8 protein-coding genes are annotated in these 13776 nt (G+C 71.8%); 2 read left to right on the forward strand and 6 right to left on the reverse strand.

Translation table 11 applies throughout. The annotated features are described in order from the left end of the window. Positions 1 to 4: 4 nt before the first annotated feature. From ABH920_RS04530 to ABH920_RS04550, 5 genes are all read right to left on the reverse strand, one after another. A complete protein-coding gene (locus ABH920_RS04530; protein WP_370347092.1) occupies positions 5 to 1333 on the reverse strand; it encodes an ABC transporter substrate-binding protein in 1329 nt (442 codons plus the stop codon). Positions 1334 to 1494: 161 nt separating this feature from the next. After that, positions 1495 to 4971: a UvrD-helicase domain-containing protein gene (locus ABH920_RS04535; RefSeq protein ID WP_370347094.1), complete on the reverse strand. Its 3477-nt coding sequence runs from the start codon at positions 4969 to 4971 to the stop codon at positions 1495 to 1497. Next, positions 4968 to 8270, reverse strand: coding sequence for an ATP-dependent helicase (locus tag ABH920_RS04540; protein WP_370347096.1), 3303 nt, complete (start codon positions 8268 to 8270; stop codon positions 4968 to 4970). The genes ABH920_RS04535 and ABH920_RS04540 overlap by 4 nt, the downstream gene beginning before the upstream one ends. A gap of 198 nt (positions 8271 to 8468) precedes the next feature. Next, positions 8469 to 10778 (reverse strand): FtsX-like permease family protein, encoded by a 2310-nt coding sequence (locus ABH920_RS04545; RefSeq protein WP_370347987.1) that lies wholly within the window; start codon positions 10776 to 10778, stop codon positions 8469 to 8471. A 5-nt stretch (positions 10779 to 10783) separates the two neighbouring features. Then, a complete protein-coding gene (locus tag ABH920_RS04550; protein ID WP_370347098.1) occupies positions 10784 to 11521 on the reverse strand; it encodes an ABC transporter ATP-binding protein in 738 nt (245 codons plus the stop codon). Between the two features lie 84 nt (positions 11522 to 11605). Between ABH920_RS04550 and ABH920_RS04555 the strand changes: the two genes are divergently transcribed. Beyond that, positions 11606 to 12448, forward strand: a complete 843-nt coding sequence (locus ABH920_RS04555) for a sensor histidine kinase (RefSeq protein ID WP_370347100.1) — start codon at positions 11606 to 11608, stop codon at positions 12446 to 12448. Next, the gene (locus tag ABH920_RS04560; RefSeq protein ID WP_370347102.1) at positions 12445 to 13128 is read left to right on the forward strand and encodes a response regulator; all 684 of its coding nucleotides are present in this window, start codon (positions 12445 to 12447) and stop codon (positions 13126 to 13128) included. Before ABH920_RS04555 ends, ABH920_RS04560 begins: the two co-directional genes overlap by 4 nt. Positions 13129 to 13281: 153 nt before the next feature. Here the strand turns inward: ABH920_RS04560 and ABH920_RS04565 are convergent, their stop codons facing one another. Further along, positions 13282 to 13659, reverse strand: a complete 378-nt coding sequence (locus tag ABH920_RS04565) for an MGMT family protein (protein WP_370347104.1) — start codon at positions 13657 to 13659, stop codon at positions 13282 to 13284. Between the last annotated feature and the right edge of the window lie 117 nt (positions 13660 to 13776).

Consider the following 13776-nt stretch of genomic DNA (forward strand, 5'->3'; position numbering starts at 1 on the left):
GCGTCTACTTGGACGGCGCGGACTGCGCCCAGAACGTCGCCGAGTCCGCCTTCAGCTTGCTGATGAACGGCTGCGGAGCGAGCTTGCCGGTCATGAACGAGACCGCTGCGGGCTGGAACACCGTCGTGTACCACTTGGAGTCGTCGCGCATCAGCGCGTCCTGGTCCGGGAAGACCGTCCGGTTGGTAAGCGCGGTCTGCACCTTGGCCAGCACATCCGGCGCCGGGATGTCGATCCGCGGGGTCATGTTGCCGGCCTCCGAGGAGATCTTCGACAGCTGGTTCTTGGCCATGAAGTAGAGGACGAACTTCTCCGCGGCGTCCGAGTTCCTGCCGGCCTTCGGCACCGCGAACCCGAAGAAGTTCACGCCCGCGGAGTTGTCCGAGGGCACGCCGCCCTGGTCCGGCATCGCCGGGAACACGAAGCTGTCCACGTCCGTGGTGCGCTTGGTCTCGCTCGGCACCCATGTGCCACCCAGGATCAGCGCGGCCTTCCCGGCGGCCCACGCGTTCTGCTGGTCCTTGGCGTGGGTGCTGGTGGTCCCGGTGTCCTCGGTGTTCCAGCCGGGCGCGAAATAGCCGCCCTTCACCAGCGCCTCAAGCTTCTGCGCGCCGTCCAGCAGCCGCGCGTCGTCCCAGCGGCTGTCGGTGCCGGGCCCGGTGGGCCGCTCCTCGGCGGTGCGCTTGAACTGGCCGGGGCCGAGTTCGCGCTCGAACATCCACTCCACCCAGTACGCGGCGTTGCCGCCGGTGGCGTCCAGCGCCAGCGGCGCCTGCCCCCGGCTCTTGATCTGGTCCAGCAGGGTCATGAACGCGTCCCAGGTCCGCGGCGGGTTCGAGGACAGCTGCGGGAACTTGCCCTTGTCGAAGAACACCGACTCGGAGGCGACCTCGTAGGGCACCATCACGAGCGAGCCGTTCGCGTCGGTCATCAGCGGCGTGTACTTGTCCGGCACGATGTCGGTCAGGTTCTGGTTCTCGCCGGGCACCGGCCGCTGGTACAGCGAGGTCAGGTCGTCGACCGCCACGCCCTCGGCCGAGGCGCCCAGGATGGTGTTGACGCTGCCGTCCGACAGGTCCGGCACCGGCTTGCCGGTCTTGACGGCGGCCGCGACGTCGTCCAGCACGGCCCGACCGTGCCACTGGACGGTCACCGTGACCCCGGTGGCGGCCTGGTACCCGGCCAACGCCTCCTTGATCGCTGCGGCCTGCGGCTCGTCCTCCCTCCACATGGACCAGTATGTGAAGGACTTGGCGCCCCCGGACGCGCCCGACGACTTGCTGCTCGAACAGGCCGGAACGGTCGCGGCCATGACGAGCACCGCTGCTGTCACGGCTATGTTCCGCCTCTTATGTCTTCCCCTGGACTGCGATGGCATGACGGCAGGGTACGACGATGGGGAAAACGCTTACAACGCGGGGCGACCGCCCCGTTCGGGTGCCGTTCACCCGGTGGGCGAAAGGGCCTGGCGACCGTTACCCCGGACCGGGCGTCTCAGCCGTCTCCGAACAGCTCTTCAAGCTCTTCGCGCTCGGCCAGCCCGGTCGGGCGGACGGTCTGTCCGTCGCGCACGTAGACGAACGCCGCGGACACCGCCGACAGCGGCACGCCGCGCATCTCCGCCCAGGCCAGACGGTAGACCGCGAGCTGGACCGGGTCGGCGTCGTGCGACCGGGAGGTCTTCCAGTCGACGACCTCCCAACCGTCAGCGGTCTTGTACACGGCATCGATGCGCCCGCGCACCACCCGGCCGGCCAGCACCACCTGGAACGGCTGCTCGACCGCGGTCGGCACGGAATCGGCCCACGGCGTCCGCAGGAACGCCTCCTGGAGTTCCTTGAGGTCCACCTCGTCGGCGATCTCCTCGTCGGCGGCGCCCGGCAGGTCCTCGTACTCGAACAGCGCCTGCTGCCCGAACAGCGACTCGATCCAGGCGTGGAACTTGGTGCCCAGCCGGGCCGAGGGCTGCGGCGGCTGCGGCATGGGGCGGGCCAGCTCGCGGCGGAAGCGCGAGGGGTCGTTGCGGTACCGCAGCAGCTGGGAGGCGGACATCGAGGAGGGCAGCGGGGCGTAGCGCTGGATGGAGTCGCCGCGCTTGAGCTCTTCCAGCAGGGCTTCCAGGTCGCGGTCCCAGGAGGCGATGGCCGCGCGGTCCTCGGCGGTGGCGGCGGTCTCGGCGTCGAGCAGATGCGGCTCGGCCGGCGGCGGCGCGCCCTCGCGTTGACCGGGCACGTGGACGGCCGGTCCATCGGGATCGCGCTGGTCTTGAGATTCCTCAGTAACGCTTTGAGGATCGGGTTCCTCGGAGCCTGGCTCCGCGGCGCCCGATTCCCCGGATACCGGTTCCCCGGATACCGGTTCCCCGGATACCGGTTCCTCGTCCGGTTCCTCTTCTGGTTCCTCGTACTCGGGTTCATCGAAATTCGGCTCGTCGGCATCCGACGGCATGCCGGCGGCCGGCGCGGTCTCCATCGGCTCGCCGTACACCGCCGCCTGCCGCCGCCACAGCGCGGCCATCACCATCTCGGCCCCGATCCGCCGCCGCTCGGCCGCCTCGGCGTCCGGCAGCACCGGCCAGTGCGCCTCGGTCGCGCCGAGGCTGGGGTTCACGGCGTCCGGGTCCGGCTCGGCGGCCCAGGCGACGATCTCGCCGTGGCCCTCCTGGCAGTGCTCGAACAGCCCGGTCAGCCAGGTGTCCGGTCCGCGGCGCCGCTTCTGCGTCGGCCCCCACCAGTGCCCGGAGGCGGTCAGGTAGTAGCGCGGCCGGGTGACCGTCACGTACTCCAGCCGCAGGTCCTCCCAGGACTCGTACTCCTTGGCCTGCTCCTTGAAGGACTTGAACGCGGCGGTGTTGCCGGCGTCGTCCAGGCTCGGCAGGTGCTCGGCGTCGCCGCGCAGCGGATAGGGCAGCACCGCGCCGGAGCCGATCCACGACTCGCGCGGCTTCTGCGCGGCGCCGGCCAGGTGCGGCACGAACACCGCGTCCCACTCAAGCCCTTTCGACTTGTGCATGGTCAGCAGCTTCACCGAGTCGCCCTGCGACGGCAGCGAGGCGTCGATGCCGCGCTCGTGCCGCTCGGCCGCCTTCAGATAAGCACGGAAAGCGGTTACTGACTGGTCTCCCTCCAGGTCCTGGAAGTCGGCCGCCCGGCTGAGGAACGCCGCGAGGGTCTCCGCCGAGCGCTGCGCCACCAGCTTCGGCGAGGCCGCGACCTCCACGTCCAGCCCGGTCACCGAGATCACCCGGTGCAGCACGTCCAGGACCGGTTCGGACAGCCGGCGGCGCAGGATCCGCACCTCGGAGGCGAACCGCGCGAAGCGCACCCGCGCCTCCGCCGAGAAGGGCAGATCAGGGCCCGGATCCGCCATCGCGTCGGACAGCGACACCACCTCGGTCGGATCCGACCCCGCGACCGCCTCGGCCAGCCGGTCCCGGCCCGCCCGGTCGGCGTACTCCGTGGGATCGCGCACCAGCGCCCGGGCGCGCATGCCGAGCAGCGCCAGGTCCCGCGCGCCGATCCGCCAGCGCGGCCCGGTCAGCAGCCGGACCAGCGAGGCGTTGGCGATCGGCTCGTCCAGCACGTCCAGCATCGCGATCAGGTCCGCGACCTCCGGCAGGTGCACGAGGCCGGAGAGCCCGACCACCTCGACCGGCAGGCCCTGCGCGTGCATCTCCTCGTACAGCGGCGGGATCTGGTTGCCCTTGCGCACCAGCACCGCGATCTCGCGCAGCGCGATCCCGCCCCGGTAGTGCGCGTCGGCGACCATCCGCGCGACCCACTTCACCTCGTCCTCGGCGGTCTCGGTGAGCCCGACGCGGGTCCAGCCCTGGTTCGCCTTCTCCTCCGAGGGCCGCAGCTGCCGGACGCCGGTGTGCCGCTGGCGCAGCGGGTCCGAGACCACGTTCGCGAACTCCAGCAGATGGCCGCCGCTGCGCCGGTTCTCGCTCAACGCGTAGCCGTGCGAGCGGGAGCCGTCCGCCTTCGCGAAGTGGTCCGGGAAGTCGTCGAGGTTCGCCACCGAGGCGCCGCGCCAGCCGTAGATGGACTGGCAGGGGTCGCCGACCGCGGTCACGGGGTGGCCGCCGCCGAACAACCCGACCAGCATCCGGCGCTGGGCCACCGACGTGTCCTGATACTCGTCGAGCAGCACCACTCGATACTTCTCACGCTCGATCGCCCCGACCTCGGGCCGCTCCTCGGCCAGCCGCGCGCCGAGGACCATCTGGTCGCCGAAGTCGATCAGGTCGCGCCGCACCTTCAGGTCCCGGTAGCGCTCGACCAGCTCGGACAGCTCGACCCGCTGCCGGGCGACGTCGGCGGCCTTGAGGAAGTCGGTGTAGCCGCGCTTGGCCTTGCCGTTCCTGGGGTCCCGGAACGACTCCGCCTGCCCGATGAACGCCTCCTCGTGCTCGCGCAGTTGCTCCGGGGTCACCAGGTGCTCGGACAGCTCGCCGTCCAGGGCCAGCACCTTGTCCGCGAGGTCGGCGACCTTGCCCTTGAAGTAGCGCAGCTCCTTGGGCCCGCGCACCGCGGTGACGGCGAGCTGGTAGCGCGTGGCGTCGGCCAGCAGCCGTGCCGAGGGCTCCAGGCCCAGGCGCAGACCGTGTTCCTTGATCAGGCGGTCGGCGTAGGCGTGGTAGGTCGAGACCGTGGGCTCGCCGACCGACTCCTCGATATCGGAGTCAGGGTTGTCGAGCTCTTCGTCCTCCAGCTTCCGCAGCGCCTTGCGGATGCGCTCCGACAGCTCGGCGGCGGCCTTGTTGGTGAACGTCAGCCCGAGCACCTGGTGCGGCCCGACCTGCCCGGTCCCGACCAGCCACACCACGCGCGCGGCCATCACGGTGGTCTTGCCCGACCCCGCGCCGGCCACGATGACGGCCGGTTCGAGCGGCGCCGTGATGGCTTCGAGCTGTTCTTCCGTGTAAGGAACCCCGAGCAGTGCTTTGAGATCTTCGGTGTCCCGGATCAAAGGAGTTGCTTTCCCTCGGGCTGTTTCGGGCAGCACTTGCGGAAGACGCAGGTGCCGCACTGTTTCTCGCCGTACGCGGCGAAGTTCTCGTCCAGGACCCGCGCCGCCATCTTCGCGAGCTTCTTCTCGATCGGCGTCTCGCCGGGCTGCTCCCGCGAGGGGTCCTGCTCGGCGGTCTTGGGCAGCCCGGCCGCGTCGCCCTCGCGCAGGAACACCAGCTCGGCACCGCCGGACTCGTTCGAGACGCCCTGTATCGCGCCCTCGCGCACCACCAGCTGGTAGACCGCGAGCTGCGGGTGTTCCTGGGCCTCGTTCTTGGTCGGCACATTCTTGCCGGTCTTGAAGTCGACCACGTAGACCAGCCCGGCCTCGTCGGTCTCCACCCGGTCGAAGGAGCCGCGGATGCGCAGGTCGAAGCCCTCTCCTTCGCCTGCTTCCTCGGAACTGACGTTGAGCCGGACGTCGAAGTCCTGCTCCGAGGAGTGCAGCAGCCGGCCGCGGTCGGTGACGTGCCAGGCCAGGAACCGCTCCAGCGCGGCCCGCGCCTCCTCCTTCTGCTGCGGCGACTGCCACTGCGCCTCGAAGGACAACCGGTCCCAGACCCGGTCCAGCCGCTCCATCAGGACGTCCAGCCGGGCCGGGGTGTCGCCCTTGGCGACCTCGTCGGCGAGCACGTGCACCACGTTGCCGAAGCCGAGCGCGACGGTCTTCTGCTCGTGCGCGGCGGCCTCGTGGTCCAGGAACCAGCGCAGCGAGCACTCGTCTATGGCCGCGACCTGGCTCGCGGACAGCAGCAGCGGCTTGTCCGGATCGCGCACCGGCTGCTCGGAGGAGGTCTCCTCGACCAGGCCCCACCACTTGTCGGGGTGTGCGGAGGGCACCAGCGGCCGGCCGTCCCCGGCCTGCGCGTCGGCCAGCCGGGCCAGCCGCTCGGCCGCGGCCTGCCGCAGCTGGTCGGAGCTCTTCGGGTCGGTCAGCACCCGGCGCAGGTCGGCGACCAGGGCCGGGATGGCCAGCGCGCGCTTGCGCAGGCCGGGCAGCGGCTGCACCTCGACGCCGAGTTCGTACACGAACCGCGAGGGCGCCTCGGCCGCGGCGTCGTCGCCGATCAGGGAGCTGTCGACGGCGGTCACGACCAGCCGCTCGCGGGCCCGGGTGGCGGCCACGTAGAACAGCCGGCGCTCCTCGGCGAGCAGCGTCGCCGCGGTCGGGATCTCCTCCATCGACCGCAGGCCGTTGCGGCCGATCAGGTCGGCCTGGAGCAGCGAGCCGCGCAGCCGCAGGTCCGGCCACAGGCCGTCCTGGACCCCGGCGACGATCACGAAGCGCCACTGCAGTCCCTTGGACTTGTGCGCGCTCATCAGCTGCACCGCGCCGCCGCGCGAGGACTGCGCCGCCATCGAGTCGCCGGCCAGCTCCTGCGCCTCCAGGTCGGCGATGAAGTTGCGGACGCCGCGACCGGTCGCGCGGTCCTCGGCGCGCGAGGCGTAGTCGAAGAGCACGCACACCGCGTCCAGGTCGCGGTCCGCCGAGCGTCCGGTGTTGCCGCCGCGCTGCGCGGTGCGCTCCAGGCGCTCGGGCCACTTGGTGGCGCTCCACAGCTGCCACAGCGCCTGTTCGACCGAGCCGCCGCCGCGCAGGATCTGGCGGGTGCGCAGCAGGAGCATGCCGAGCTGGTAGGCGGGACGTGCGACGTCCTCTTCCATGGCGATCAGGCGCGCGGGCTCGGCGAGGGCTTCGCGGAGCAGGACCTCGCTGGGCCGGACGCCGTTAACGGTCGCGTCGGTGATCTCTCGGGGCTCGGGCGCGACAGCGTTCTGGTTCGCCACGCGCTCCTCGGCGCGCAGCGCGCGAGCCAGCTTGCGGAGTTCGAACGCGTCCATGCCGCCGAGCGGTCCGGACAGCAGCGACCGCGCGACCTCCGGCGTCAGCGCGTTCTCGTTGTCCGCGACCCGCAGCGCCTGCAACAGCACCGAGACCGAGGGCTCGGCGGCCAGCGGCAGCTCGTCGCCGGAGGTGTCGACCGGCACGCCGGCGGTGATCAGCGCGCGCCGCAGCGCCGGGATCGAGCGGGTCGCGGAGCGGACGAGAACGGCGATCTCGTCCCACGGGACGCCGTCCTCCAGGTGCGCGCGGCGCACCATGTCCACGATGTTGTCGAGCTCGGTGTTCGGCGTCGGGAAGGTGAAGACCTGGAGCGAGCCCTCGACCGGCGCGCCGTCCACGACCGGCCCCTCGGCGGCCAGGTCGCGGTGCTCGCGCACCTTCTCGACCGGCAGCAGCGGGATCGGCATGCGCCGGGTGAGCTCGCGCGAGGCCTTCAGCAGCGCCGGGCCGCAGCGGCGCGAGGTGCGCAGCACCGCGGTGTCGGCGGCGGTGCCGTCCATGTTCCGGAAGGACTCGGGGAAGTCGAGGATGCCGCGCACGTCCGCGCCGCGGAACTGGTAGATCGACTGGTCCGGGTCGCCGAACACCACCAGGTCGGCGCCGTCCCCGGCCAGTGCCTGGAGCAGCCGCACCTGGGAGGGGTCGGTGTCCTGGTACTCGTCCACGAACACCGCGCGGAAGTCGTGGCGCAGTTCCCGGCGGACGTCGTCCTGCCCGGCCAGCAGCACCGCGCGGTGCACGAGCTCGCCGTAGTCCAGGACGCCCTGGACGTCGAGCACGTCGAGGTACTCCTCGAAGAACGCCGAGGCGGCGTACCAGTCGCCGCGGTCGGCCCGCCGCGCGGCCTCGGCCAGCTCGGTCGGGTCCAGGCCGAGCTCCCGCGCGCGGGCCAGCACGGTCCGCAGCTCCTCGGCGAAGCCGCGGGTGGCCAGCGCCGCGCGCAGGTCCTGCGGCCACTGGATGCGCTCGCCGAGCGCACCGCCGCCTATTCCGACATCGATGCTGCCGGAGACCAGGTCACGGACGAACACGTCCTGCTCGGGGCCGGAGAGCAGCCGGATCGGCTCGGTGAACAGCTCGGGGTCCTGGAAGCGGCGGACCAGTGCGTAACAAAAGGAGTGGAACGTGGTCGCCAGCGGCGCGACGCCGGACATCGACAGCCGGCGGCCGATGCGGTCGCGCAGTTCGGAGGCGGCCTTGCGGCTGAATGTGAGGATCAACACCTGGTCGGGGCGCAGCGCCGCGCGATCGGGGTCGGTCTTGGAGATGACCGCTTCGACCAGCGTGTGCGTCTTCCCGGTGCCGGGTCCGGCCAGCACCAGGAGCGGCCCGCCGGGGTGGTCGACGACGCGGCGCTGCGCCGGGTCCAGCGGGGGTCCGCTGACCTGGGACGGCGCCTGCGTGTCGAACAACGTTTCGAATCCTTCGCCGGTGGGTATACCCGAGCGATACACCACGGTCCTCTATGACAACACAGACCACCGACTGTCACGCCCGATTCGGCAATCGATCATGCCTGCGCGCCGATCATGCCGTACCGGCGAACGCGAAGGACCCGCGGGTTCGACCGCGGGTCCTTCACTCTCTTAGGCGCACTTCCCTATCCGGGTCTATTCGCTGCGCAGCACCTCAGCGATCGACGACCGGGCCGCGGAGCGCGCCGGGACCAGCGCGCCGAGGACCGCGATCCCCACGCCGGCCAGGAACATCCAGGCCAGCAGCGGCAGCGAGTAGACGTGGATCATGCTCGGCGCGAGGTCCAGGCCCTGGGCGCGTTCGATCATCGAGACGATCAGCGCGTGCAGGCCGTAGCCCAGCGGCAGCCCGACGATCCCGCCGAGCAGCCCGAGCAGCCCCATCGAGGTCACGATCATCCCCACCACCTGGCGCGGGGTCATGCCCACCGACTTCAGCATGCCGATGTCGCGGCGGCGCTCGCGGGTGTTCAGCAGCACGGTGTTGAACACCCCGAGGGCGGCGACCAGGCTGAGCACGATGGTGATGACCGCCGCGAACATCTCCAGCTCGGCGTTCGGGTTCCCGTAATCGCGGACGGTGACGTCCCAGGTCGGGTCCAGCGCCTTCAGCTTCGCGGCCAGCGCCTGCCGGTCCGCACCGGCCGCGGCGTGCACCTCGAAGCCGTCGGCCTGACGGCCCGGCGCCAGCTGCTGGAAGGTGCTCCAGTCCGCCTGGAACATGCCGTCCCCGCCGGTGATCCCCTCGCCGACGATGACGTCCTTCGCGGTACGGCCGTTCGACTCGATGGTCAGGGTCTGGCCGACGGCCAGGTGGTGCCGGTTCAGGAACCGGGCCGGGGCCACGATCTGGTTCGGGCCGTCCAGCCAGTGCCCCTTGACGATGGTCCAGCCCATCATCGCCGAGTCGCCGCCGTAGTACTGCACGTTGACCTCGCTGGTCATCCCGGCGATCCCGACCATGTCGCCGGCCTGCGACGCCACTCCGTCCACGCCGGGGACGGCGCGCATCGCCCGCTCCATGGCGGCCGGGGCCACGTTCACCGACTTCGCCGGGTCGTGCCCGACGTCCACGGCCACCGCGCCGATGCGGTCCGAGGCGGCGCTGGTGTCGCTCATAGTGCGGGCCAGGCCGTTGGCGAAGACCACGGTGGTCACCCCGAGCAGCACCGCCGCGAAGGTCAGGGCGCTGCGGGCGGGCCGGGCGAACGGCAGCCCCAGGCCCATGCTCACCGAGCGCGGCAGCCGGGAGCCGGCCAGCTTGCGCTGCACCTTCAGGCCGCGGCCGCGCCTGGGCGCCGAGCCGGCCGAGATCGCGGCGATCGCCGACATCCCCGCCGCGCGCCGGGCCGGGAGGTAGGCGGCCAGCGCGACCAGCAGCGGCACCCCGAGCAGGCACACCGCGTCCACCAGCGGACTGATCTGCTGCTGGCCGCCGAGCCCGTTGAAGGCCTTGTTCAGCAGCGGCGAGCCGACCACCAGCCCGATCGGCACCCCGACCACGGTCCCGACGACGGCCGGCACCGCCATGGTGGCCACGTAGACCCGGACCACCTGGCGCGGGGTGAAGCCGATGGTCTTGTAGATCCCGATGTCCCGGTATCCGGAGACCACGGCCCCGCTGACCACGTTCAGCACGATCAGCACCGCGACCGCGACCGCCAGCACGCCGAACGCGATCAGCATCGGCAGCAGGCTCTGCAGCTTGGCCAGCATCTCGGCGCGGGTGGTGTGCCAGGACTGGAAGCCGGTGAGGGTGCCGGTCGGCAGGTTCCCGGTCGCGGCGGTCACGTCCGCCTTGACCTGGGCGTCGCTGCCGGCGTGCGCGAACCGGTAGAGCATTTCCAGGTGGTCCGGGTGCAGGGCCGCCATCTGGGCGGGCACGACCCAGGCGTCAGCGGTCTGCGAAACGGAGTACGCGTACCCGACGATGGTGAAGGTGGGCAGGCCCGGGCCGGTGATGGTGGTGGCGTCCTGCCCCGGCGGCGCCGGGAGGACCTGGCCGACCGGCTGGTCCAGCACGATCTCCCCCGGCGCGCTGGGCCACCGGCCCTGCCACAGCCGGACCCGGTCCACGTCGCCGGGTCCGGGCTGCGAGCGGCCGACCACGGTCATCTGCATCGGGCCGCCCATGTGCGGCATCTGCATGCTGACCTGCGCCGCTTCGAACGGCCCGGCCGCCCCGGTGACCCCGGCGGCGTGCGCGGTCGCGGCGAGCTGCTGGTCAGTGGCCTTGGCGCCGTCGAAGGCGACGACGGCGTGCGCCCCGTTCTGCTGCCCGAAGGCCTGCTCGAACGGCCCTCTCGAGGCCTCCAGCAGCCCCAGCCCGAGCACCGCGCTCATCGCGGACATGGTGACGACGAGCCCGATGACGAAGGTCTGGACCTTGCGGCGTTTCACGGCCGCGCGCGAGGCGCGCCAGACCGGTCCCTTGGCGAATCTCATGGCGTTCACGCGGTCCTCTCCACGGCGCGCTCGGCCACGATCCGGCCGTCGGCGACCTCGACCAGGCGGCTGGCGCAGCGGGCGGCCAGGCGCGGGTCGTGGGTCACCATCAGCAGGGTCTGCCCGAGCTGGTTCAGGTCGATCAGCAGGTCCATCACCTGCTCGCCGGAGCGGCTGTCCAGCGCGCCGGTCGGCTCGTCGGCCAGCAGCAGGGCCGGCCGGTTCATCAGGGCGCGGGCCACCGCGACGCGCTGGCGCTCGCCGCCGGACAGCTGCTGCGGGTAGGTGTTCTGTCGGTCGGCGATGCCCAGCTCGCCGAGCAGTTCCAGCGCGCGGCGCCGGGCCTGGCCGGCCGGGACGCCGCTGAGCTGCGCGGCCAGCGCGACGTTGTCCAGCGCCGGCAGGTCGTCGATCAGGTTGAAGAACTGGAAGATCATCCCGATCCGGCGGCGGCGGAACAGCGCCAGGCCGGTCTCGTTCAGCGCACCGAGGTCCTCGCCGTGCACGACGACCTGCCCGGAACTGGGCCGGTCCAGCCCGGCGACCAGGTTCAGCAGCGTGGACTTGCCGCAGCCGGACGGGCCCATGACGGCCACGGCCTCGCCCTGGCGGATGTGCAGCGTGACGCCGTCGAGGGCGGTGGTGTCCCCGAACTCCTTGCGGACGGCGTCGAGACGGACGATGGGTCCGGTGGCTTCTGCGGACTCTGCGGTCCCTGCGGACTCGGCGGCGGTAGCGGTCATGTGATCAACGTATGGTGGGGGCGCACCGCGGCGGATCGGTCCGTGGTGGTAATCGTCCGGGCCTCTCATCCTGGGGATGTAGACATGCTGTGGGTGCTGGTGGGGGCGCTGCTCGCGGCGTCCGCGGCGGCGGGATGGTTCGCGGTCCTGCTGCGCCGGGAACGCGGGCGCTACGCCCGGGCCATCGAGGAGCGCGGGTGGCTGCTGGAGAAGGAGCGGGAGAGCGCCGCGCAGCAGGCCGTGGACGGTGAGCGGGCGCGGATCGCGCGGGAGCTGCACGACATCGTCAGCCACAACGTGAGCATGATGCTGATCCAGGCGGGGGCGGCGCGGCAGGTACTGGCGGCTTCCCCTCCCCTGACCGAAGCCACCGGGGAGCCGGCCGCCTCGGAAGTGGCCGAGGACGCGTTGCTGGCCGTCGAGAGCGCGGGCCGCGAGACCATGACCGAGCTGCGGCATCTGCTCGGCGTCCTGGCGCCGGCGCAGGACGGCCGCGACGACGGGCCTGGCCTGGCGCCACAGCCGACGCTGGCACGGCTGTCGGCGCTCGTGGACAAGATCGCTTTCGCCGGGCTTCCGGTGGACGTGCGGATCTCCGGCGAGCCGCGCGCGTTGCCCGGCGGCATTGATTCGACGGCGTACCGGGTGGTGCAGGAGGCGCTGACCAACGCGCTCAAGTACGGCGGGTCGAACGCCGAGCTGACCGTCCGCTACGACGACCGCTACCTGCGGATCGAGGTGCTGACCAGTGGGAACGGCTCACTGACCGGGATCGGCGGGACCGTCTCCAGCGAGTCGCTCGGCACCGGCCGCGGCTTGATGGGCCTGAAAGAACGCGTCGCGGTCTACGGCGGCGATCTGGATGCCCGCCGTCGCCTCGGCGGCGGCTTCCGAGTCCGTGCGAAGATACCTTTGGACGCACCATGAGCCCCCGTGTCTTGATAGCCGACGACCAGTCCCTGGTCCGCACCGGTTTCCGCATGATCCTGACCGCCAACGGCATCGAAGTCCTCGGCGAGGTCTCCGACGGCCTGGAGGCGGTCGAGGCCGCCGCCCGGCTGAAGCCCGACGTGGTGCTGATGGACATCCGCATGCCGAACCTCGACGGCCTGGAGGCCGCGCGCCGGATCCTGGCCGCCGACCCCCGGATCCGGATCCTGATGCTCACCACCTTCGACCTGGACGAGTACGTCTACGAGGCCCTGGCCGCCGGCGCCTCCGGCTTCCTGCTGAAGGACGTCACCCCCGAGCACCTGGTGGCCAGCGTCCGCCTGGTGGACACCGGCGACGCACTGCTGGCACCGTCGATCACCCGCCGCCTGGTGGAGAAGTTCGCAGCCCCCGCCGCCGACTCGGCAGGCACCCCGCCGAGAACCCCCGCCGTCCACCGCGACCTGGCCGCCCTGACCCCGCGCGAACTCGAGATCCTGACCCTCCTGGGCCGCGGCCTGTCCAACACCGAGCTGGCCGCGCACCTGGTGCTGTCCGAGGCGACGGTGAAGACGCACGTCGCGCACATCTTCACAAAACTCTCGCTCCGCGACCGGGCGCAGGCGGTGGTGGTCGCTTACGAGACCGGCCTGGTCGCGCCCGGCGACGAGGACTGAGGCCGGGCGCGGGCCGGCGGCGGGCTGTTCGGCCTGGCCCGGCGCGGCGCGGCTTGCCCGACCTGGCCCGGCTGCAGCTGCCGGCGCCGCAGCCATTGCCCGGCCCGCGCGCCGCGCCCGGCGACGAGAACTGAGGCCGGGCGCGTATCGCCCCTACTCCCCCGCGAAGTCCTTCGGCACCTCGTCCATCGACCCGCGCCCCGGCGTCCCGTCCTCCCCCGGCGACCAGCGGGCCCGGACCATGTCGATCCGGCTGCCGTCCGGCTTCAGCGGCGTGCCCTCCTCGCGGTAGTTGGCCAGCGCCTCGCGCTCGTGCCCGGGCAGGAAGCCGCCGTCGCTGCGCACCACGCGCCACCAGGGGGAACCGCCGCCGTACTTGGCCATCGCGGTGCCGACCTGGCGCGGGCCGCCCTCGCCGAGCCAGTCGGCGACGTCGCCGTAGGCCATCACGCGGCCCGGCGGGATCCGGTCCACCACTTCGAACACGCGGTCCACGTACGGAGGCAGTTCGGGTGGTTTGCTCACTTCCATCACTCCTGTCGAGGTAATCCGCCGCGCCCCGGGGAACCCCCTCGTGGGACGATCAACCACAGTCGCCGCACTCGCGGGGCGCCAGGGACTATCGTCCTTGTGTCCGACACGGCGCAC

This window comes from Catenulispora sp. EB89 (assembly GCF_041261445.1).
GTDB lineage: Bacteria > Actinomycetota > Actinomycetes > Streptomycetales > Catenulisporaceae > Catenulispora.

Excerpts from the sequence above, each read along its gene's own strand:
- ABH920_RS04545 (WP_370347987.1), bottom strand. The coding sequence starts at position 10,778 with ATGAGATTCGCCAAGGGACCGGTCTGGCGCGCCTCGCGCGCGGCCGTG.
- ABH920_RS04550 (WP_370347098.1), bottom strand. The coding sequence starts at position 11,521 with ATGACCGCTACCGCCGCCGAGTCCGCAGGGACCGCAGAGTCCGCAGAA.
- ABH920_RS04555 (WP_370347100.1), top strand. The coding sequence starts at position 11,606 with ATGCTGTGGGTGCTGGTGGGGGCGCTGCTCGCGGCGTCCGCGGCGGCG.
- ABH920_RS04560 (WP_370347102.1), top strand. The coding sequence starts at position 12,445 with ATGAGCCCCCGTGTCTTGATAGCCGACGACCAGTCCCTGGTCCGCACC.
- ABH920_RS04565 (WP_370347104.1), bottom strand. The coding sequence starts at position 13,659 with ATGGAAGTGAGCAAACCACCCGAACTGCCTCCGTACGTGGACCGCGTG.